General features: G+C 74.1%; 8 protein-coding genes and 2 pseudogenes. 2 read left to right on the top strand and 8 right to left on the bottom strand.

Going from position 1 to position 16,596, the window contains the following annotated elements:
• Positions 1 to 4: 4 nt before the first annotated feature.
• The 5 genes from IG05_RS0102070 to IG05_RS0102050 form a co-directional block, all read right to left on the bottom strand.
• Positions 5 to 847 (bottom strand): patatin-like phospholipase family protein, encoded by an 843-nt coding sequence (locus tag IG05_RS0102070; RefSeq protein WP_030338583.1) that lies wholly within the window; start codon positions 845 to 847, stop codon positions 5 to 7.
• Positions 848 to 939: 92 nt separating this feature from the next.
• Positions 940 to 5,358: an SAV_2336 N-terminal domain-related protein gene (locus IG05_RS44525; protein ID WP_078893851.1), complete on the bottom strand. Its 4,419-nt coding sequence runs from the start codon at positions 5,356 to 5,358 to the stop codon at positions 940 to 942.
• Positions 5,359 to 5,361: 3 nt separating this feature from the next.
• On the bottom strand, positions 5,362 to 6,384 hold the full coding sequence (locus IG05_RS0102060) for an AAA family ATPase (RefSeq protein WP_030338581.1): 1,023 nt from the start codon (positions 6,382 to 6,384) through the stop codon (positions 5,362 to 5,364).
• Positions 6,384 to 8,699, bottom strand: a complete 2,316-nt coding sequence (locus IG05_RS43570) for a hypothetical protein (RefSeq protein WP_051789446.1) — start codon at positions 8,697 to 8,699, stop codon at positions 6,384 to 6,386. The genes IG05_RS0102060 and IG05_RS43570 overlap by 1 nt, the downstream gene beginning before the upstream one ends.
• Positions 8,687 to 9,868, bottom strand: coding sequence for a hypothetical protein (locus IG05_RS0102050; protein ID WP_030338579.1), 1,182 nt, complete (start codon positions 9,866 to 9,868; stop codon positions 8,687 to 8,689). Before IG05_RS0102050 ends, IG05_RS43570 begins: the two co-directional genes overlap by 13 nt.
• 193 nt (positions 9,869 to 10,061) lie before the next feature.
• Here IG05_RS0102050 and IG05_RS41825 point away from each other — a divergent pair.
• Positions 10,062 to 11,098 (top strand): annotated as a pseudogene (locus IG05_RS41825) (winged helix DNA-binding domain-containing protein).
• Positions 11,098 to 11,571: pseudogene (locus IG05_RS48990) on the top strand (DUF5701 family protein); the annotation flags it as partial. The pseudogenes IG05_RS41825 and IG05_RS48990, both read left to right, overlap by 1 nt.
• Positions 11,572 to 11,675: 104 nt before the next feature.
• Here IG05_RS48990 and IG05_RS0102035 read toward each other — a convergent pair.
• The 3 genes from IG05_RS0102035 to IG05_RS0102025 all read right to left on the bottom strand — a co-directional run bounded on the left by IG05_RS0102035 (position 11,676) and on the right by IG05_RS0102025 (position 16,488).
• On the bottom strand, positions 11,676 to 12,467 hold the full coding sequence (locus IG05_RS0102035; protein ID WP_030338578.1) for a S1 family peptidase: 792 nt from the start codon (positions 12,465 to 12,467) through the stop codon (positions 11,676 to 11,678).
• A 200-nt stretch (positions 12,468 to 12,667) separates the two neighbouring features.
• The gene (locus IG05_RS0102030) at positions 12,668 to 15,505 is read right to left on the bottom strand and encodes an ATP-binding protein (RefSeq protein ID WP_030338577.1); all 2,838 of its coding nucleotides are present in this window, start codon (positions 15,503 to 15,505) and stop codon (positions 12,668 to 12,670) included.
• A gap of 152 nt (positions 15,506 to 15,657) precedes the next feature.
• Entirely contained in the window at positions 15,658 to 16,488 is an 831-nt protein-coding gene (locus IG05_RS0102025; protein ID WP_030338576.1) for a response regulator transcription factor, read from the bottom strand.
• Between the last annotated feature and the right edge of the window lie 108 nt (positions 16,489 to 16,596).

Genomic DNA, 16,596 nt, shown 5'->3' with positions numbered 1-16,596 from the left:
GCGTTCAGTCCCGGGCCCAGGGAAGCGTGAGCGAGCGCCCCTGGCCACGGCCCGCCCCGGCGGCCGGGCGGCGGGTGGACGGGTCGAGCGGGTTGTCGCCGATCGCCGCGGCCGACGCCTCGTCGGGTGCGACGACCACGACCTCGGCACCCCGCTCGCGCAGCTCCGCCACCGACCGCTCCAGCGGCTGCTCGCTGGGGAACGGCTCGGTGACCCCCAGCGGCACCAGCACCAGCACCCGGTCGGCACCGGCGGCGAGGTCGGCGTTGGCGACGGACCGCACCCCGCCGTCCACGTACCGGCGCGCGCCGATCGTCACCGGCGGCCACACACCCGGCACGGCGCAGCTCGCCGCGACGGCGTCCACCAGCGGGACACCCGAGTCCCGGTCGAAGACGCGCGGTTCACCGCTGTCCGCGTCCACCGCGACCACCTTCAGCGCCCGCTCCGGCCACCCGTGGTCCGGCAGCCGGGACTCGATCACCGTCCGCCGTTCGGCCTCGGAGACCGTCCGCGCCGCGAGCGCCACCCGCCCGACCGCGCGCCGCAACTCGGCCACCGACGCGGCCGTTTCGGCGGCGGCACCGAGCTGCGCGGCGAACTTCTCCAGATCCATCTCGGCCATGATCTCCGCGGCCTGCACCGAGGGATCCACCTGCCGGGCGTACAACTCCTCCAGCGGCAGCCCACTGCCGACCTGGGCCGCCACGGTCGACCCCGCCGAGGTCCCCACCAGCAGCCCGGCCCCCGTCACATCCCGCCCCACCTCGGCGAGCCCCACCAGCACCCCGGTCATCCAGGCGATCCCCCCGACCCCACCGCCCCCGAGCACCAACGCCTCGCGCATGTCCGCCCCTTCCGCCAAGTCCTCGATCTCTTCCTACGACATCGCACGGCCCGAGGGCGTTGCCCCGGACGTGCCCGTCCCGCGGTCAGCCGTCAGACGAGCTCTTCCGCGTGAGCCAGCGCCCGGGCCGCCTCGGAGTGCGCGGCGGCACGGGCATAGGCTTCGGCGGCTTCCAGCAGGGTGGTTCGGGCCCGGGTGCGCTCTCCCGCGTCGAGGTGGAGGGAGGCCCGCGATTCGAGGGCCTGGCCCGTGCCGTACCAATCCTCGAACTCCCGGAAGATCTCGACAGCGGCGCTGTACGCCTCGGCGGCTGCCAGCGGACGCCTCGCGCTGTGCAGGGCGAGACCGAGGTTGTGCAACGCAATGCCCTCGCTGTGGCGGTCCCCGGTGGCGTTGTAGAGATCACGCGCACGGGTGAGCGACTCCATGGCCTCTTCCATCCGACCCGCCATGTGCAGTGCCAGTCCGAGACTGTTCCAAGCCATCCCTTCATCCACCCGGTTCCCCACAGCTTGGTGCAGGTCGCGTGCCCGGGACAGAGCGTCGATCGCCTCGTCCACGCGTCCCGCCAGCTGAAGAGCATCGCCGAGATTGCTCCATGCCGTGGCTTCGCCGTAAGGGTTTCCCGCATCGTGCTGAAGGTCCCGGGCACGATTGAGTGCGGAGACGGCCTCTTCCATCCGGCCCGTTTGCTGCAGGGCCTTGCCGAGGTTGCCGTAGGCGATGGCCTGTGTGGCCTGGTCACCGGTGAGACGGGCGGCGTCCAAGGCGACGGTGCTCACCGTGATCCATTCGGCGAAGTACCGACGCCACATCAGGTAGTAGGCGAGATCCCCGGCGAGGTCCACCGCCGCCCGCGCGTACCGTTCCTCCGTCGCCCAGTGCACCGCCGACACCAGCCCCTCCCGCTCCCTGTCCAGCCAGGCCAGTGCCTCCGCCCGGCTCGCGAACAGTTGCGGTTCCGGCATCCCCGGCAGCCAGCGCAGCCGGGCGTCGGCGGCCTTCGCCCATCTGCCGTACAGCGCGAGAACGCGATCCCGGGCCGCCGCTCCTTCGCCACGCAGTTCCACGTCCGCCGCGACGACACCGTTTCCGTACGCCCGCACGAGATCGTGTACTCGCCACCCCTTGCTCCTGACCCGCTCCACGAGATGCGCACGGGCCAGTGCCCTGAGGTCCCCGGTCGGCGACTGCTCGGATCCGACGAGGGCCGCGATCACCTGATCACTCGCCTCGGGTCCTGGTGCGAGAGCGAGCAGGCTCAGCAGGCGGGCCTGCTCGGGTGGAAGGCTCCGGTAGGAGAGGTCGAAGGCGGCGCGGACGCTGCGTTCCCCGTCGTCCAGGCGGTCCGTGCGATCACGGGAGGCGGCGAGTTGCCCCACCAGATCCGCCACCGGTCGGCCCGGGTCCTCCGCGAGGAGCGCGGCCGCGATCTGCAACGCCAGCGGCAGGTACCCGCAGAGTTCGGCCAGCCTTCGGGCCGCGCGGACGTCCGCGCGGACCCGGTCGTCGGAGGCACGGGCGACGGTGAGGGCGCGCTGGAGGAGTTCCACGGACTCGTCGGGAGCGAGCTGGTGCACCTGCATGAACCGTGCGCCGAGCTGGGGCAGGCGGTGGCGTGAGGTGACCAGGAGTCGGTGGCCGCCGCCCGGGAGCAGCGGACGAACCTGCTCCGACGACGACGCGTCGTCGGCGACGATCAGCATCGGCCCCTGCTGCCGGACCCGTTCTGCCAGGACGGCGCGGTACAGCGCCTCCCGCTCGTCGGCCGTGCCGGGAATGCGCGTCGGGTCGATACCGAGAGCCCGCAACAGGACGTCCAGGCCCTCGTGGGCGGTGACCGGAGTGTCGGCATAGCCGCGCAGGTTCACGAGGAGCGTCCCGCCCGGGAACCAGCCCCTCGAGCGGGCTTCGTGTGCCGCGTGCAGGACCAGCGTCGTCTTCCCCGTTCCGGCCAGTCCCGACAGCACAATCACTGGGACATCGGGAGAACCAGGTGCGAGAACGTCCATCAGCCGGGCCAGCTCCGCATCCCGTCCGGTGAAGGACGGATCCGTCGGGGGCAGGGCGTCCACCGCAGTGGGCGGCGATGCGGTGTAGTGAGGCTCGTCGTACCGGTCTTCCTCAGCGTTCGGATCGGCCAGGTAGTGCAACAGCACCGCCATGGTCACCCTGGCCGCTTGGGCCGCCGCCTGCACGAAGGTTTCCGGGGAGTCGGGCCCGCGCTTCTCGGCATGAGCGAGATCGCTGATCCCCCGAACCGTCAGGAGGTCGAGGTCGCCGTTCAAGTAGGTCATGTGTGCGGAGCCCCAGCTGTCCACAGCGAGCGCGCCGGCATCGTCGAACTGGTCGCGGAGATGCTGGAGCAGCCGTGTCGTCTCCCTGGCGAGCAGCACGTCACCGGTCGCCACCGGTTTGAAGTGGACCCGTACGTCGGACACGTTCTCCACCGCGGAACGGGCCGCCTCCGTCAGCGCGTGGGAGGCGGTCCAAGCCTCTGGCCGTACTCCGAAGCCCGTAGGTGTCTGCGTGCCGCGGTGGAAGTCGTACGTCTTGGTGCCGACGACGACGTCCCCGATCCGGATGTCGCCCCTCAGGCTGCTCGCGACCCCGGTGAGCAGCACCGCTTCCGGGCGGAGCCAGTCGAGCATCCGTGAGATGAGCACGGCGGCCGTCGTGTTGCCTTCCCCCACCTCGGCGATCGCCACGAATCCGGACGTTCCCGCCAGCCGGCCGCGCTCGATGATGGTTCCGTACGGGTCGACGAGTTCCTCCCGGTCCGCGAGGTGGGAGCGGACGGCGGAGTATTCGCCCGCCAGCGAGGTGATGACGAGGGCCCGGCAGAGCGGCGGCGGACTCTCGCTCTCCGTCGTCTCCTCTTCTTCGTCGTCGTCCCGGACGAAGGCCTCGGCCTCGTCGTACCCGAGCCGGCTCAGCAGGGCGGTCCCGACGCGGGCGAACGGATGGGGCGCGCCGTCCGGCCGGCCGGCGCGCGCCGGCGGCACCAGCCATGCCGGGAAGTCCGGTGACCTGCCCACGAGTTGCTCGACGCGTTCGCCCACCCGGCGGCTGGAGGCGACGAGTTCCCGGAGCGGGACCGTGTCGAGGAGCAGGTCCTTGGTCGCCTCGGTGAAGTCGAACAGGCGGTGCTTCGCGGGCCCTTCGGGTCGCGCCTGCCCCTCGCGCGGCACGGGCCGCAGCAGGCCGCCGAGGAAGATTTCGGCCAGCGCCGACGCACCCGCGGCCCCGGGGAGACATGTCTGCACGAGGTGCATCACGGGGACCGTCACCGGTGCCACGGCCGCGAGGTGGGCGGCGAGACGTACGGCCGGAGGGGACGCCGTACGGAGGAACGCGCGTGCGGCGGAGCGCGGTGCCGGACGACCGGCCGAGCGCGCGGTGTCCGGGGTACGCGGTTCCCACAGCCGCAGGGGGACCGGGCGCCCGACCGTGGTGATCGCGTCGGCCCACGCGTGCAGTCCCGACGGCGTCAGCTCGACCACGGGCACCGGCACACCGGCGAACGACGAGACGTCGGGGGGCAGCAACGGGTCGGCAATCCGCCACGCGGCGTTGGCGGAGCCGGGGCGCGGTGCGGTGACGTGCCAGGTGTCGGCGGTCACCCCGGTGCCGGCCCAGAGGTGGCGCGGGAGTACGTGGACCACGGCCGTGGGTCCGGACGAGGCCCACTTCTCCAGCTGGGCACGCATCCGCCCGTCCTGCCAGGCGGGGGCCGCACCGTCCGTGACCACCAGGACCAGGGTGCGCCCGGAGGGGTCGTTCAGCGTGGTGGCGGGCAGGGCGGTCGTCCTGCTGCCGCTCCAGGGGCGGACGAGGAACACCTCGCGCTGCTTCGCGGAGGAGGCCGGCGCGGCCGCCCGGTACCACAGCTGGTGGACCTCGATCTGCCGGAAGGCACCGCTGTGTTCCAGGGCGGCCTGGAGCTCACGGCAGTGCCGTTCCCACAGCACCATGGACACCTCGCTGTCGATGACCAGCGCGAGGCGGAGCCAGCGTTCGGGCCGTGCGCGCAGCACCACGTTCGGGATCTCGGTGTCGGCCTGGGACGCGGCCGTCGCCTGCTCGTCGAGTTCCGTGTGGAAGACGCTCGGAACCCGGCGTTTGAGCGGGCGCAGGGCGCGGCCGAGGGACAGTTCGCTGCCCAGGACCTTGGCACCGGGCAGGCGCAGCCCGCCGGAGGCGGTCACCGGTGAAGGGGCGCCGCTGACTGCCCCCAGGTGTTCCGGGGCGGCTCCCTCGGCTTCCGGCAGGGGCGGGGAGCCGGTGGGGGCGTGGGGGAGGGCATCGGTGGCGGGAAGGCGCGCGCCCGCGGCCGGTGCCGCGGCCGTCTCCGGCATGGCACCGGCCGCAGGCACCCCGGGCACCCGGCGGGCCAGCGGTGTCCCCGCCCCGCGCGGCAGCCGCCTGCTCAGCCACAGGGCGTCGAGCAGGTCCTCGTCGTCGAGGTCCACGCCCGCCGCGCGGAGGATGCGCTCCAGCTCCCGGATCACGTGTCAGCCGCCGGAGTTCAGCTGGTGCAGCACGGACCGCAGCAGCCCTTCGGGATCGAGCCTGGCTCCTCCGTGACGCAGGAAGACGGCGTTGAGCAGCTGGTCGGTGGCCAGTTCCTTCATGCTGCGCTCCTTCAGGAACGCGGCGACCAGGTCGTCGGCCTCCGCGAGCGCGTCGGGACCGAGATGACCGAGGATGATCTGCTTGAGCCGTTCCGGCCGTGGATCGTGCAGGTTCAGGGGCAGACAGCGCCTGCGGAACGCCGGCGGGAAGTCCCGCTCGCCGTTGCTGGTGATCACGACGACGGGGAACTCCGTGCAGCGCACGAAGCCGCGCCGTACCGTCACCTGTTCGCCCCGGTCCGCGGTGAACACGTCGACGGCGGACTGGGAATCGGGCAGCCGGGACAGTTCGGGGATCTCGAAGGAGCCCTCCTCGAACACCGTCAGCAGGTCGTTCGGCAGATCGACGTCGCCCTTGTCCAGTTCGTCGACCAGGAGCACGCGGGGCCGCTCGGCCGGCACCAGCGCCGTGCCCAGGGGGCCGAGCCGGACGTACCTGCCGATGCTCGGCGCCGCCTGGCCCGCCTCGGTCGCCAGACTGCCTTCCTGGAGCCGGCCGATCGCGTCGTACCGGTACAGCGCGTCCTGGAGCGTGGACCGGCTGTTGACCGGCCAGCGCAGGACGGGGCCGAGGTCCAGTTCGTGGGCGACCGCGTCGGCGAGCGCGGTCTTCCCCACCCCCGGATGGCCGGTGACCAGGAGGGGACGGCGCAGGTGCAGGGCCGCGTTGATCACGTCGGCCTCTTCCTCGCCGATGACGTAGCGCGCCTTCGGCGCGGTCCCCGCGGCGTCGTCCGCGCGCGTCTCGCCGCCGCCGTCCCCCTCCGCCCCGTCCTCCCGGTGCGTGAAGCGGCGCCACGGCGGGGCCGGAGGGAGCTTCACCCTGCGCTGGGTGCCGTCGCCCCGGAAGATCCGCCAGCCGGGATCCTCGGTGGCCGCGGCCGCACCGGTCGGGTCGGTCATCAGCAACTCGCTTCCTCTTCTGGGGCGGGCGAACGGGTCAGCGACGGCACCGGCGGAAGGTCCCGGTCGTGGTCTTCGAGGAGCAGGGCCGGCCGGATCGGATGCCGTGGGGGGTCCCGGTGGGTCTCCGCCCAGTAGTAACGCACCCGTTCCGGCAGTCCGGACAGGTCGCCCTCCGGCTCCAGGGGCGCGAAGTGCGTGCGGTCCAGGGCCCGTGAGTCCTCGCTGTCCCACAGGACGACCGGGTACCCCACGGCGAGCGCCGCCCGGACCAGCAGCTCACCGGCTCTCCGGCCGCTGCGCACCACCGCGCGGGCCGCGTCGCGGTCGGTGGTGAGGGCCCCGTACGCCCGGGTCGCCCGGGGATCGTCGGCGATGTGCGACTCGTCCAGGTAGACGACGTCGTTGCCCCGGGTACGACGTGCCCAGCGCCGCTTGAGGGAGGCCCGCCTGCTCTGCTCCCGGTGGACGGCGACCATGGGTGCGCAGCGCAGCGTGATGCGCTGTTCCACGCCGAAGAGCAGGGGGGTTCCGACGCCACCGGCGCCGTCCCACGCGTGGACGGAGACGTCCAGGATGTCCTCGTGGTCCAGCACGATCTCCACGACGGGCGCGGTGCCGTCCTCGTCGGTGAGCGACTGGGCGGCCCGCTGGACGAGTCTCATGGCCCGTGTGGAACCGAGGGGCACTCCGTTCTCCGGGTCCTGGAACCGGTCCAGCGTCCCTGTGCCGGCGTCGACCCAGACCACACAGACGTAGGTGTCCCGCTCGCCCTGGGGATGGACCTGGACGACGACCCGCGAGGACGCGTCCGCCGCGATGAACGCCTCGTCCCACTCGGCCGCCCGGTCACGGACGGAGTCGAGTTCGGCGGGCTCGACGAACAGCCGCCCGGCGACCCGCTCGCCCCAGCGGTCCAGATGCCTGCGCAGGGCATAGGGCACGGGCGCGGGGCCGGTGTGCACGGCCAGGTACTGGGTGAACGCCACCACCGCGGGCACGGTGAACCCCTTCCCCGTCCGGCTGAGGCGCCCGGGGTACTCCTCCAGCGTCGCGAGATGCTCCATGAGCTGTGCCGTGGTCAGGACGCCGTTCGCCGTCGTGTGCACGTCGACGCCCGGCGCCGCGGCCTGCGTGAGCGTGTTGACCGTGGCGGGGGACAGGGCGGGCCACCGTGCGAGCAGGTCCCGCAGCTCGTCGTGTTCGCGGACCGACAGCAGACCGGGAGCTCCGTGGGCCAGGCCGAGAGCGTGGAACGCCCGGGCGGGCTGGGTCATCCCGTCCTGGACCAGGGCCTCGACGAAGGTGGCCGTCATCCGCGGCCTGGTCAGCAGGGCTCCGGCGAACCAGTGCGCGGGATCCCCGGTGGTGACCGGGGGGTGACCGCAGGCGCCGCCGACCCGCGAGGCGTACAGCAGGCAGGTGTCGTCGTCCCCGCCGAGGGCCTTGCGCAAGGTGGCGCGGACCTCCAGCACGGCCAACGGGTCCGTGCGGGCGAAGGCGGTGCTGAACTCGCCGCCGTCGAGGGCGCGGCGGTGGTAGACCGTGGGCGTCTGCAGCGGTCCCGTGTCGGTGTACCCCTCCTCGAAACCGGCCCGCACATGCTCTTCGAGCCGGGTCAGGTCCGGGTGCAGGCGGGACGCGTGTTTCTCCAGCCAGTCCAGCAGCAGGCGGGAGAAGACCCCGGTGCCCGCCGCCCCGTCCTGTTCGGCCTCCTGGCCCTCGCGGGCCGCGTACAGCAGGTACTGTTCCACCTCGCGGCGCGGGTGCCGGGGGAACGGTACGGGCACCGGAGCCAGCCGGAGCTGGTAGTGCTCCACGAACGCGGCGCAGGCGTCGAAGAAGAGCACCTGCTGGGTGAAGCCGGACAGGTCGTGGCGCGTCAGGAACTCCCGCAGCTCCTCCACGCGCAGGCACCGCAGGTCGTCGGGGCAGGCTTCCGGGGTGAACAGCAGCCGTCCGCCGTTGTCCGTCCCCAGCGCCCCGTGACCGCCCCAGTAGACGTACAGCAGACCACCGGAGGCGGCCGGGAGCTCGTGGACGAAGACCTTGCGGATGTCCTCGGCCGTGTCGGCGCGCCGCCAGAGGACGTCCGCCTCCCCGGCCGCGGCGGTGACGGCCTCGTCCTGGTCCAGCGCGGAGAGCAGCACGGTGATGTTCTCCTTCGGGACGCCCCCGTCGCGCAGCCAGCGCGCGAAGCGCAGCGCGTTGCGGGCCGCCCCGCGCAGGCTCATGCCGGGATCCCTCGGGTAGCTCTCCAGCCCGACGACGACGGCGTGGATGTCGCTCGGGTCGGTCCGGTTCAGTCCAGCCATGCGGAGACGGCGTCCCAGACCTCGGCATTGGACCAGTACGCACTGTGGGCGTGGGGGAAAGGCTGTCCGTTGGAGACCTGGACGTCGTGGGCACGGCCCTTGAACACCCCGGCCGCGCGGTAGGAGAGGAGGTCCCACGGATCGTGGATGTTCAGCCAGGCGGCCGGGAAGTGCCCCGGCAGTGTGTCCGGGTGTTCGAGGGAGGCCAGGGCGCCGCACTCGTACAGGAGCCCCGCCTGCGAACCGACGGTGATCAGCTGGTCCACCCGGTCGAGCCGCTCCATGGCCAGCAGGTCCACGGCGGCGACCCCGCCCAGGCTGTGGGCCAGCAGGGTGACCTTGTCGCCCGGAGCGTTCTCGACGGTCCGCCGGATCAACTGGCGGACGCCGTCGCCGCGGGCCTGGTAGCGCAGGATGTCGCCCGCCATCGGCAGCATGCCGTCGCTCAGCGAACCCCGGCGGTCGACGGCCCACCGGGTGGCCCGGCGCAGCGCGGAGGTCTTCACGGCCTGCCGCACCCCGCCGGTCAGTGCCCGGCTCTCTCCCGACAACTCGCCGCTCAGGGCGGCCAGCAGGGCGTCACGGTCCGGGCCGGCGAGGGCGTCCGCACCACGGGCCCCGGCGGAGGCGACGGTGGCCGCCACGACGGCCTTGGCCACGGCGTACCGGTGCTCGTAGCCGTTGTGGTCGACGGTGGTGGCGGCGTCGCGCACCTCGGGCGAGCCGGCCACCGTGCGCAGCGCCGTATCGAAGTCGGTGCGCAGGCCGTACCGGTCGAGGCGCGCCACGAGGTCGGGAGAAGGCCGGTACTCCTGGACCGCCTTCAGGAACCGCTTGGCGGGCGGGAGGCCGCGGACCATGCCGGCCGGGGGCGGCGGGCGCAGGCCGAGCAGCCGGAGTTCGTAGCCGGGATCGTTGTAGAGGACTTCCCACTCGGCGATGGCCGCGTCGAGGTCCTCCGCTTCCCGGCCGCCGCCCGAGCGGGTGTAGCCGGGGACCGAGACGCCGCCGTGGACGAACTCGGCGCCGTGAGCGGGGCCCCAGAGGCACCCCCGCACCTCCCACTCGGGCCGGATCGCGCGGATCCGCGTCCGTACGGTGGCGAAGGTGTCGTTGTACGACTTCTCGCGCACGCCCGTACCGTGCACGAAGACCACTGACCGTGTCATGAGCCCCCCCGGCTGCGGGGCCGGGGACACACCCCACGGGTGTCCGCTTGCGGCCCGGCCACGATGGTAGCCAGTCGGCGGCCGGTGGATCCGGAAGTCGGGCAAGGTGATCGCCGGGTGTCCGTCAGCGTGCCGTCATGGCCAAGAGCGCGGGGAAGCAGGGCGGTGCGGCGGTGGGCGGGGCCGTGCTGGGGTGCGGGCGCTGAACCGGGCCACGCTCGGCCGGTGCGGGACGTGGTGGGCCATCTCGTCGGGTTGCAGGCGCAGAACACCAAGCCGCCGTACTACGCGCCGGCCGCCCGGCTGGAGGAGTTCGCGCCGGAGCGGTTGTCCGCGCTGATGGCCGGGCGGGAGGTGGCCCGGACGGTCAGCCTGCGGTCCACGGCGCACACCCACACCGCCGACGACTGCCTCGCCCTGCGGCCCTTCGTCCAGCCGGCCCGGGACCGGGAGCAGGCGGGCTTCCGGGCGGGACTGGCCGGTGTCGATCCCGGCCGTCTCGCGGCCGTCGCCCGTGACCTGGTCGAGGCCGAGCCGCGGACCATGGCCGAGTTGCGGGCGGCGCTCGGGGCCCGGTGGCCCGGGGCCGATCCGCGGGCCCTCGCCGTCGCGGCCCGGTGCACGCTGCCGCTCGTGCAGGTCACCCCGCGCGGGCTGTGGGAGGAGAGCGGCCGGGTCGCCCTGACCACCGTCGAGCACTGGCTGGGCCGCCCCGCCGGGCCGGCCCTGGCACCGGAGGCGGTGGTCCTGCGCTATCTCGCCGCCTTCGGTCCCGCGTCCGTGCGGGACATGCAGGCCTGGGCCGGGCTCACCCGCCTCCGGGCCGCCTTCGAACGCCTGCGCCCCCGGCTGCTGACGTTCCGTGACCCGGCCGGCGTGGAGCTGTTCGACCTTCCCGACGCCCCGCGCCCCGGCCCGGAGACCCCGGCGCCGCCGCGCTTCCTCCCCGAGTACGACGACCTCCTGCTCGGCCCCGCCGACCGCGGCCGCTTTGTCCCGCCCGCCCACCGGGGCCGCAACCGGCAGGGCAACCAGGCGTACCGCACCCTCCTGGTCGACGGTTTCCTGGCCGGTCTGTGGACGCTCGACGGCGGCACCCTCGTCATCGAGACCTTCGGCGAGCTGTCCAGGGCCCGGCGGGAGGAGGTGACCGCGGAGGGGGAGCGGATGCTGACGGTCATGCACGGGGCCGCGCACGACATCCGGTTCGGGGGCGTCGTACGGCGGTGAGGGCGCCGGCCTCCGCCGTTGCGCCGCTGCTCCGCCGCGACGGCAGGCCCGGCTTCGTGGCCGGCGGCATGACCGACGTCGAGCTGTTCGCCCCCCTGGACACGCTCGCGGTGCCCGACGCGCCGCTCTACGTTCTGACCGGGCTCGACCGCGGCGACCGGATGGCCGGCCGGAGCCCGCAGGAGGCGCCGGCCGGCCTCACCGCGGACGCCCGACCCCGCTGCTGCCCGCCGAGGGCATCCACCGGGTGCTGCGGCAGCCCGCCGTGCTGGAGCGCAACCACTGCCTCATGACCACCGGTTCCCCGGCTGCGCGGGGCCGACGGCGCCCTGGACGCCCGTACCCCGGCGCTCTGGATCAGCAACGGCACCGGGCGGGACGGCCGCGAGCGCCGCAACGCGCCCGAGGCGGGCTGGTGCCGGGCCGGCAACCGCCACACCCGGCCGGGCTCCGGCTCCGCCGCGGAGCGCCGGACGGCGTGCGGCGGGGCATTGGATAGGGGGCGTTGCGGGCCGCTCGTGGTGGCCCGCAACGCCCCCCGGCAGTTACCCGAGGGGTGCTCGGGAAGTCTTCCGGGTCACGAGTTGACCTGCGCGGTCACCAGGTCCGAGAAGGTGGTCAGCCGGGTGTAGACACCCGGGTAACCGGCCTCCGCGCACCCCTCGCCCCAGGAAGTGATCCCTGCCAGGGCGCCCCCGATGAGCAGGGGACCGCCGCTGTCGCCCTGGCAGGTGTCGACGCCACCGGACGTGTATCCGGCGCAGACCATGTCGGACTGGACGAAGTCCGAACCGTAGGAGGAACGGCAGCTGGAGTCGGACACGATCGGTACGGTCGCGGTCCGCAGCTGGTTGGAGGAGCTGCCGTTCTCCGAAGTGGTGCCCCAGCCGAGGATGCGGGCCGTGGTGCCGGCCGCGTACACGCCTCCCTGGGAGGAGGAGACGTACGACACCGGGGTGTACGGCATCGACGTCGACAGGGTCAGCACGGCCACGTCGTCGCCGTTGGTGGCGTCCGTGTAGTCCGGGTTGATCCAGATCTTGCCGACCCGGCTCACCGTGCCGTTCGTGCCGTTCAGGTACGTCCGGCCGCCGACCACCCGCACGCTGCTCGTGGTCTCGCCGACCATGCAGTGCGCGGCCGTCACGACCTTCCTGGGCGCCACCAGGGTGCCGCCGCAGAACTGGTTCTGGGACGCGTCCGTGATCTGCATCATGAACGGGTACGCGGTCGTCGTGGTGGTCGTACCGCCGACGATGGGCTGGGGTGCGGCGCTCGCCGTGGGGGAGGCGAGCAGCGCGGTCGCCGCTGCGGCGGCGGTGGCCACCAGGGCCGCGGCGGTCTGTCTTGCACGTGTGAGCCCGAACATGAGTCTCCTCAGTGGGTTGCACCGGTGGGGGTCGCGCGGGTGGGGGTTGCACGGGGGTCGCGGGACCGACCCCCGTATGCCCGGGCGAGCGGCACGCCCTTTACGCTAGGACCCGGAACCCTCGGCTCCCAATGAGGGAACCCCCTAGGGGGTTGGGTGAGGGAAAACCCTCGGTCCGGTTCAGTTAACAAGAGCGCCGCTCAGGGCGCGCGGCGACCTGCCGCCAATCGGACGATGTCGACGCGCGATCGGATCCCCAGCTTGCGGTAGACCCGGGTCAGGGTCGCCTCCACCGTCTTCACGCTGATGAACAGCCGGGCCGCGATCTCCCGGTTGGTGGCGCCCTCCATGACGAGCGCGGCCACCTGACGCTCCATCGCGGCCAGCACCGCCAGGGCGGCCGGCGCGTCCGGCACGGCCGGCGCCGGTTCCGGCTCGGGGGCGGCGCGGGATGCGTCCACCTGGCGCAGCCAGGGCAGGGCCCGGCAGCGCCGGAACATCCGGGCCGCCTCGTCGAGGGCCGCGGCGGCCGCGCGGGCCCCCTCCGGTGTGCGCCTGCCGTGCAGCCGGGCCAGCGCGAACGCGGCCCGCGCCTCCTCCAGGCCGTAGCCGAGCTTGCCGAGCCGGTCCTGAGCGGACGTCAGCTGGGCGAGCGCGGCCTCCAGGTCGCCCCGGGCGGCCCGCACCAGGGCCTCGGAGCGGTCCAGTACGGCGAGGACGCTCTCCCGGCCGAGCCGCAGCGCGTGTTCCCGGCTCGCGTCGATGACGGCCTGCGCCTCGGCCGGTTCACCGATCCGGACGAGTGCCTCGGCGAGGTCGCCCTGCCAGCGGCCGCGGGCCGGGTCGGTGATGCCGAGCCCCAGCTCCAGGCTGCGCACCCGGCGCAGCGAGCGCACGGTGCCCGCCGGGTCCCCGGCCACCAGCTGCGCGTACCCGAGCGCGCCCAGCGCCCGGGAGAGGTACATCTGGTCGCCGTCCTCCTCGGCGTGGTCCACCGCCTCCCGGGCGAGTGCCAGCGCGCGGTCGACATCGCCGCCGGACGCCTCCGCGAGCGAGGTGAGCATCGCCGAGGCGGTCTCGCCGATGCCCGAGTCGCGGGCGAGCAGCAGGCTGTCGCGGGCCAGGTCGAGGGCGCGCCCGCAGTGCCCGGCGCGCAGCTCCGTCTCGGCGAGGCCGCGCAGGAAGTGCACCTCGCTCTCCACCGAGCCGCGCCGGCGGACCTCGCGCAGCAGCGCGGTCACGGTGGTCCGGGCCTCGGCCAGCTGGTCGCCCATGACGAGCCAGCGGAACCGGGCGCTGCCCGCGCCGTTGTGGTGCCAGGCCACCCGCGGGTCCTGGGGTTCCCGCAGGGCGCGCTTGATGGTGCGGGGCGCCTCCGGATGGCCCATCAGGGTCTCGGTCTGCGCCTGGAAGGCGAGGGCGAGCAGTTCGGTGCGCCGGTCCTGGCCGCACGCGGCGAGTTCGGCGGCGTGCGCGGCGGCCTCCCGGGCCTCGGTGAAGTCGCCCTCCACGATCAGCGCCCGCCAGGCCAGCTGGTAGTGGACGAGGGCCAGCAGCCGGGGGTCGTCGCCGGCGTCGGCGAGGGCCTGCGGGAAGACGGCGTCGACCTCGGCCATGGTGTGGCCGGCGGTGTCGATGACGATCATCCAGGCCCGCACCCGGTCGGCGGGCACGCTCGCCCGGGCCAGTACCTCCCGGGCGATGTCCCGGGCCAGGTCGACCTCGCCGGCGGTGATCGCGTCCTCGGCGGCGGCGAGCCGGCGCTCCTCCTGGCTCGGACTGCCGTCGGCGGGGGTGTGCCGGGCGGCGAGCAGGCCCAGCTGGGCGGCGACCGAGGGCGCCCCGCGGTCCCGGGCGAGCGCGGCGGCCCCGGCGAGCCGGGCGGCCACCTCCGGGTCGGTGCCGGTGCTGGCGAGGGCCAGGTGCCGGGCCCGTTCTATCGGGTCGGAGGCGGCCGTGGACAGCGCCGCGTGCGCGGCCCGCCGTTCGTGCGCGGGGGCCTCCGCGTACAGCGCGGCGGAGATCAGGGGGTGCGCGAACCGTACGGCGGGTGCGTCGGGCTCGGTGGCCAGCAGCCCGAGTTCGGCTGCCTGGGCGCACTCGGCCTCGGCGTTCTCCCGGCCGGCCGCGTGCAGCAGCGCCGGGGTGGGCCGGGCGCCGGCGCTGGCCACCAGCAGGGTGCGGCGGGCCTCCACGGAGAGCATGTCGAGGCGGCTGAGGACCAGGGCGCGCAGCGAGGTCGGCACGGGCAGCGGCTCGCCGGGCCGGGGCGGGGTGGGGTTGTCGGCAAGGGCGCGGCCCAGCTCCAGGGCGAACAGCGGATTGCCGCCGCTGGTGCGGTGGATCTCGCGGACGGTGGAGCGGGACAGGCCGCCGTGGCCGCGGTGGTCGAGCAGCTGGGCGACCTGGGCGCGGGACAGCGGGCCGAGCCGGACGGCGCGGGTGCCCGGCGGACAGGCGCGCAGCTGGCGGTCGTACTCCTGGCTCTCCTGCCCCTCCGTGCGGACCGCGCACAGCAGTTGCACCGGGGTGCCCTCCAGCCGCCGGGCGGCGAAGCCGAGGAGTTCGGCGCTGGCCGGGTCCAGCCACTGCAGGTCGTCGGCGACGACGAGGACCGGGCCGTGGGCGGCGAGGGCGCGCAGCGCGGAGAGCACGGCCAGGCGCAGGGCGAGGCCGTCGCGCTGGAGGCTGGACTCGCCGCGGCCGGTGAGCGCCGACTCCAGGGCGGTGCGCTGGGCGGCGGGCAGCCGGGCGGAGACCTCGTCGAGGACCAGGCCGAGGAGGTCGGCGAGGGCGAGGAAGGGGAGGTGGGATTCTGACTCGGTCGCCGAGCAGCGCAGGACGGTGCGCGCGGTGGCGCCGTATTCCTCGGCCAATGCCCGCAGGACGGTGGATTTCCCTATTCCGGCGGGGCCGTGGAGCAGCACACTGCCCCCCGAGGCGAGTTGCCCGCGGGCGTCGGCGAACAACTCCTCGCGGCCGATGACCAGGTCGGGGCGGCACCTGGCAGGCTCCTGGAAGTCCCGTCGCACGGTCACCGCTCCCCTCGTGTGTCGTGTCCGGACCAAATTCTAGGCAACGATCCTTGAAATTCGGACGGAAGCCCTGGTGAGGGAAATAACAACGGTCAAGCAGAGGGAAATTCAAAGCGGCGCCGGATGAATGGGAAGGTTTCCTCACCGCCTTCGGACTACGGCAGCAGCCCCGCCCTCCGGGCCGCGGTCACCGCCTCCCCTCGTGTGTGCGCGCCCAGCTTCCGCATCGCCGACCGCAGGTACCCCTTGACCGTCTCCGGACGCAGGCCCAGCCGTTCGGCCACCGCCGCGTTGGTGGCCCCTGCCGCCACCCAGGACAGCACGTCCAGCTCCCGTGGCGCCAGGGTTACGCCCCCGGCACGTGGCGGCGCGGTCAGCAGGCCGCACGCGGCCAGCAGTTCGGCCCGCAGTTCCGGGTCGGCGATCCGGGGCGCCAGCGCCCGCAGTGCCGCGTGCGCCTCCCGCACCTGTTCCCACCCGGCGCCCCGCTCGGCGCCGGTCTGCGCGGGCCGGGCCGCCGCCAGCAGTCCCCGGGCCTCGTCACGCACCACCAGCGCCTGCTCCACGTCCCGCGCGGCCGCCACCGCCGCGCCCAGCGCGCGGTCACCGAGCGGCCGGGCCGAGCGCAGCGCGCCGTAGAGCACCCCGCGCACCCGGCGCCGGACCACCACCGGCACCGCGAGCACCGCGCGGATGCCCTCGGCGGCCACCGGTACGTCGTACTCGTGGCTGATCTGCCGGGAGCTGGAGTAGTCGGTCACCGCGCACGGCCGGGCCAGGGCCACCGCCTTGCCGCCGAGCCCGCTGCCGGAGGTCACCGCGAGCGAGCGCAGCGCGGCCGTGGTGGTGCCGCTCAGCTCGCTGATGCGGATCTGCGGCCGGCCGGACTCCACCAGCCCGCCGAAGGCGACGGGCAGTCCCGTCGTGCGCCGCAGCCGGGCCAGCGCGCCACCGATCTCCACCGCCCCCGCCGCGTCCGCCGTCACCTGTCCGCCCTTCCGGCCACCCACCCCCCGTTCGGGGGTGGTGAGACCTGCATCACGGATTAGACGATGCCAGAGAGCCGCCCGGCAATGGCCGGGAACCACGGGAGT

The sequence above is a fragment of the Streptomyces sp. NRRL S-1022 genome (genome assembly GCF_000720135.1).
Taxonomy (GTDB): domain Bacteria; phylum Actinomycetota; class Actinomycetes; order Streptomycetales; family Streptomycetaceae; genus Streptomyces.
This window is presented reverse-complemented; position numbering and strand designations above follow the sequence as displayed.

Bases quoted from the DNA above. Each gene is read 5' to 3' on its own strand.
- IG05_RS0102050 (WP_030338579.1), bottom strand. From the start codon at position 9,868: ATGACACGGTCAGTGGTCTTCGTGCACGGTACGGGCGTGCGCGAGAAG.
- IG05_RS0102070 (WP_030338583.1), bottom strand. From the start codon at position 847: ATGCGCGAGGCGTTGGTGCTCGGGGGCGGTGGGGTCGGGGGGATCGCC.
- IG05_RS0102060 (WP_030338581.1), bottom strand. From the start codon at position 6,384: ATGACCGACCCGACCGGTGCGGCCGCGGCCACCGAGGATCCCGGCTGG.
- IG05_RS0102035 (WP_030338578.1), bottom strand. From the start codon at position 12,467: ATGTTCGGGCTCACACGTGCAAGACAGACCGCCGCGGCCCTGGTGGCC.
- IG05_RS43570 (WP_051789446.1), bottom strand. From the start codon at position 8,699: ATGGCTGGACTGAACCGGACCGACCCGAGCGACATCCACGCCGTCGTC.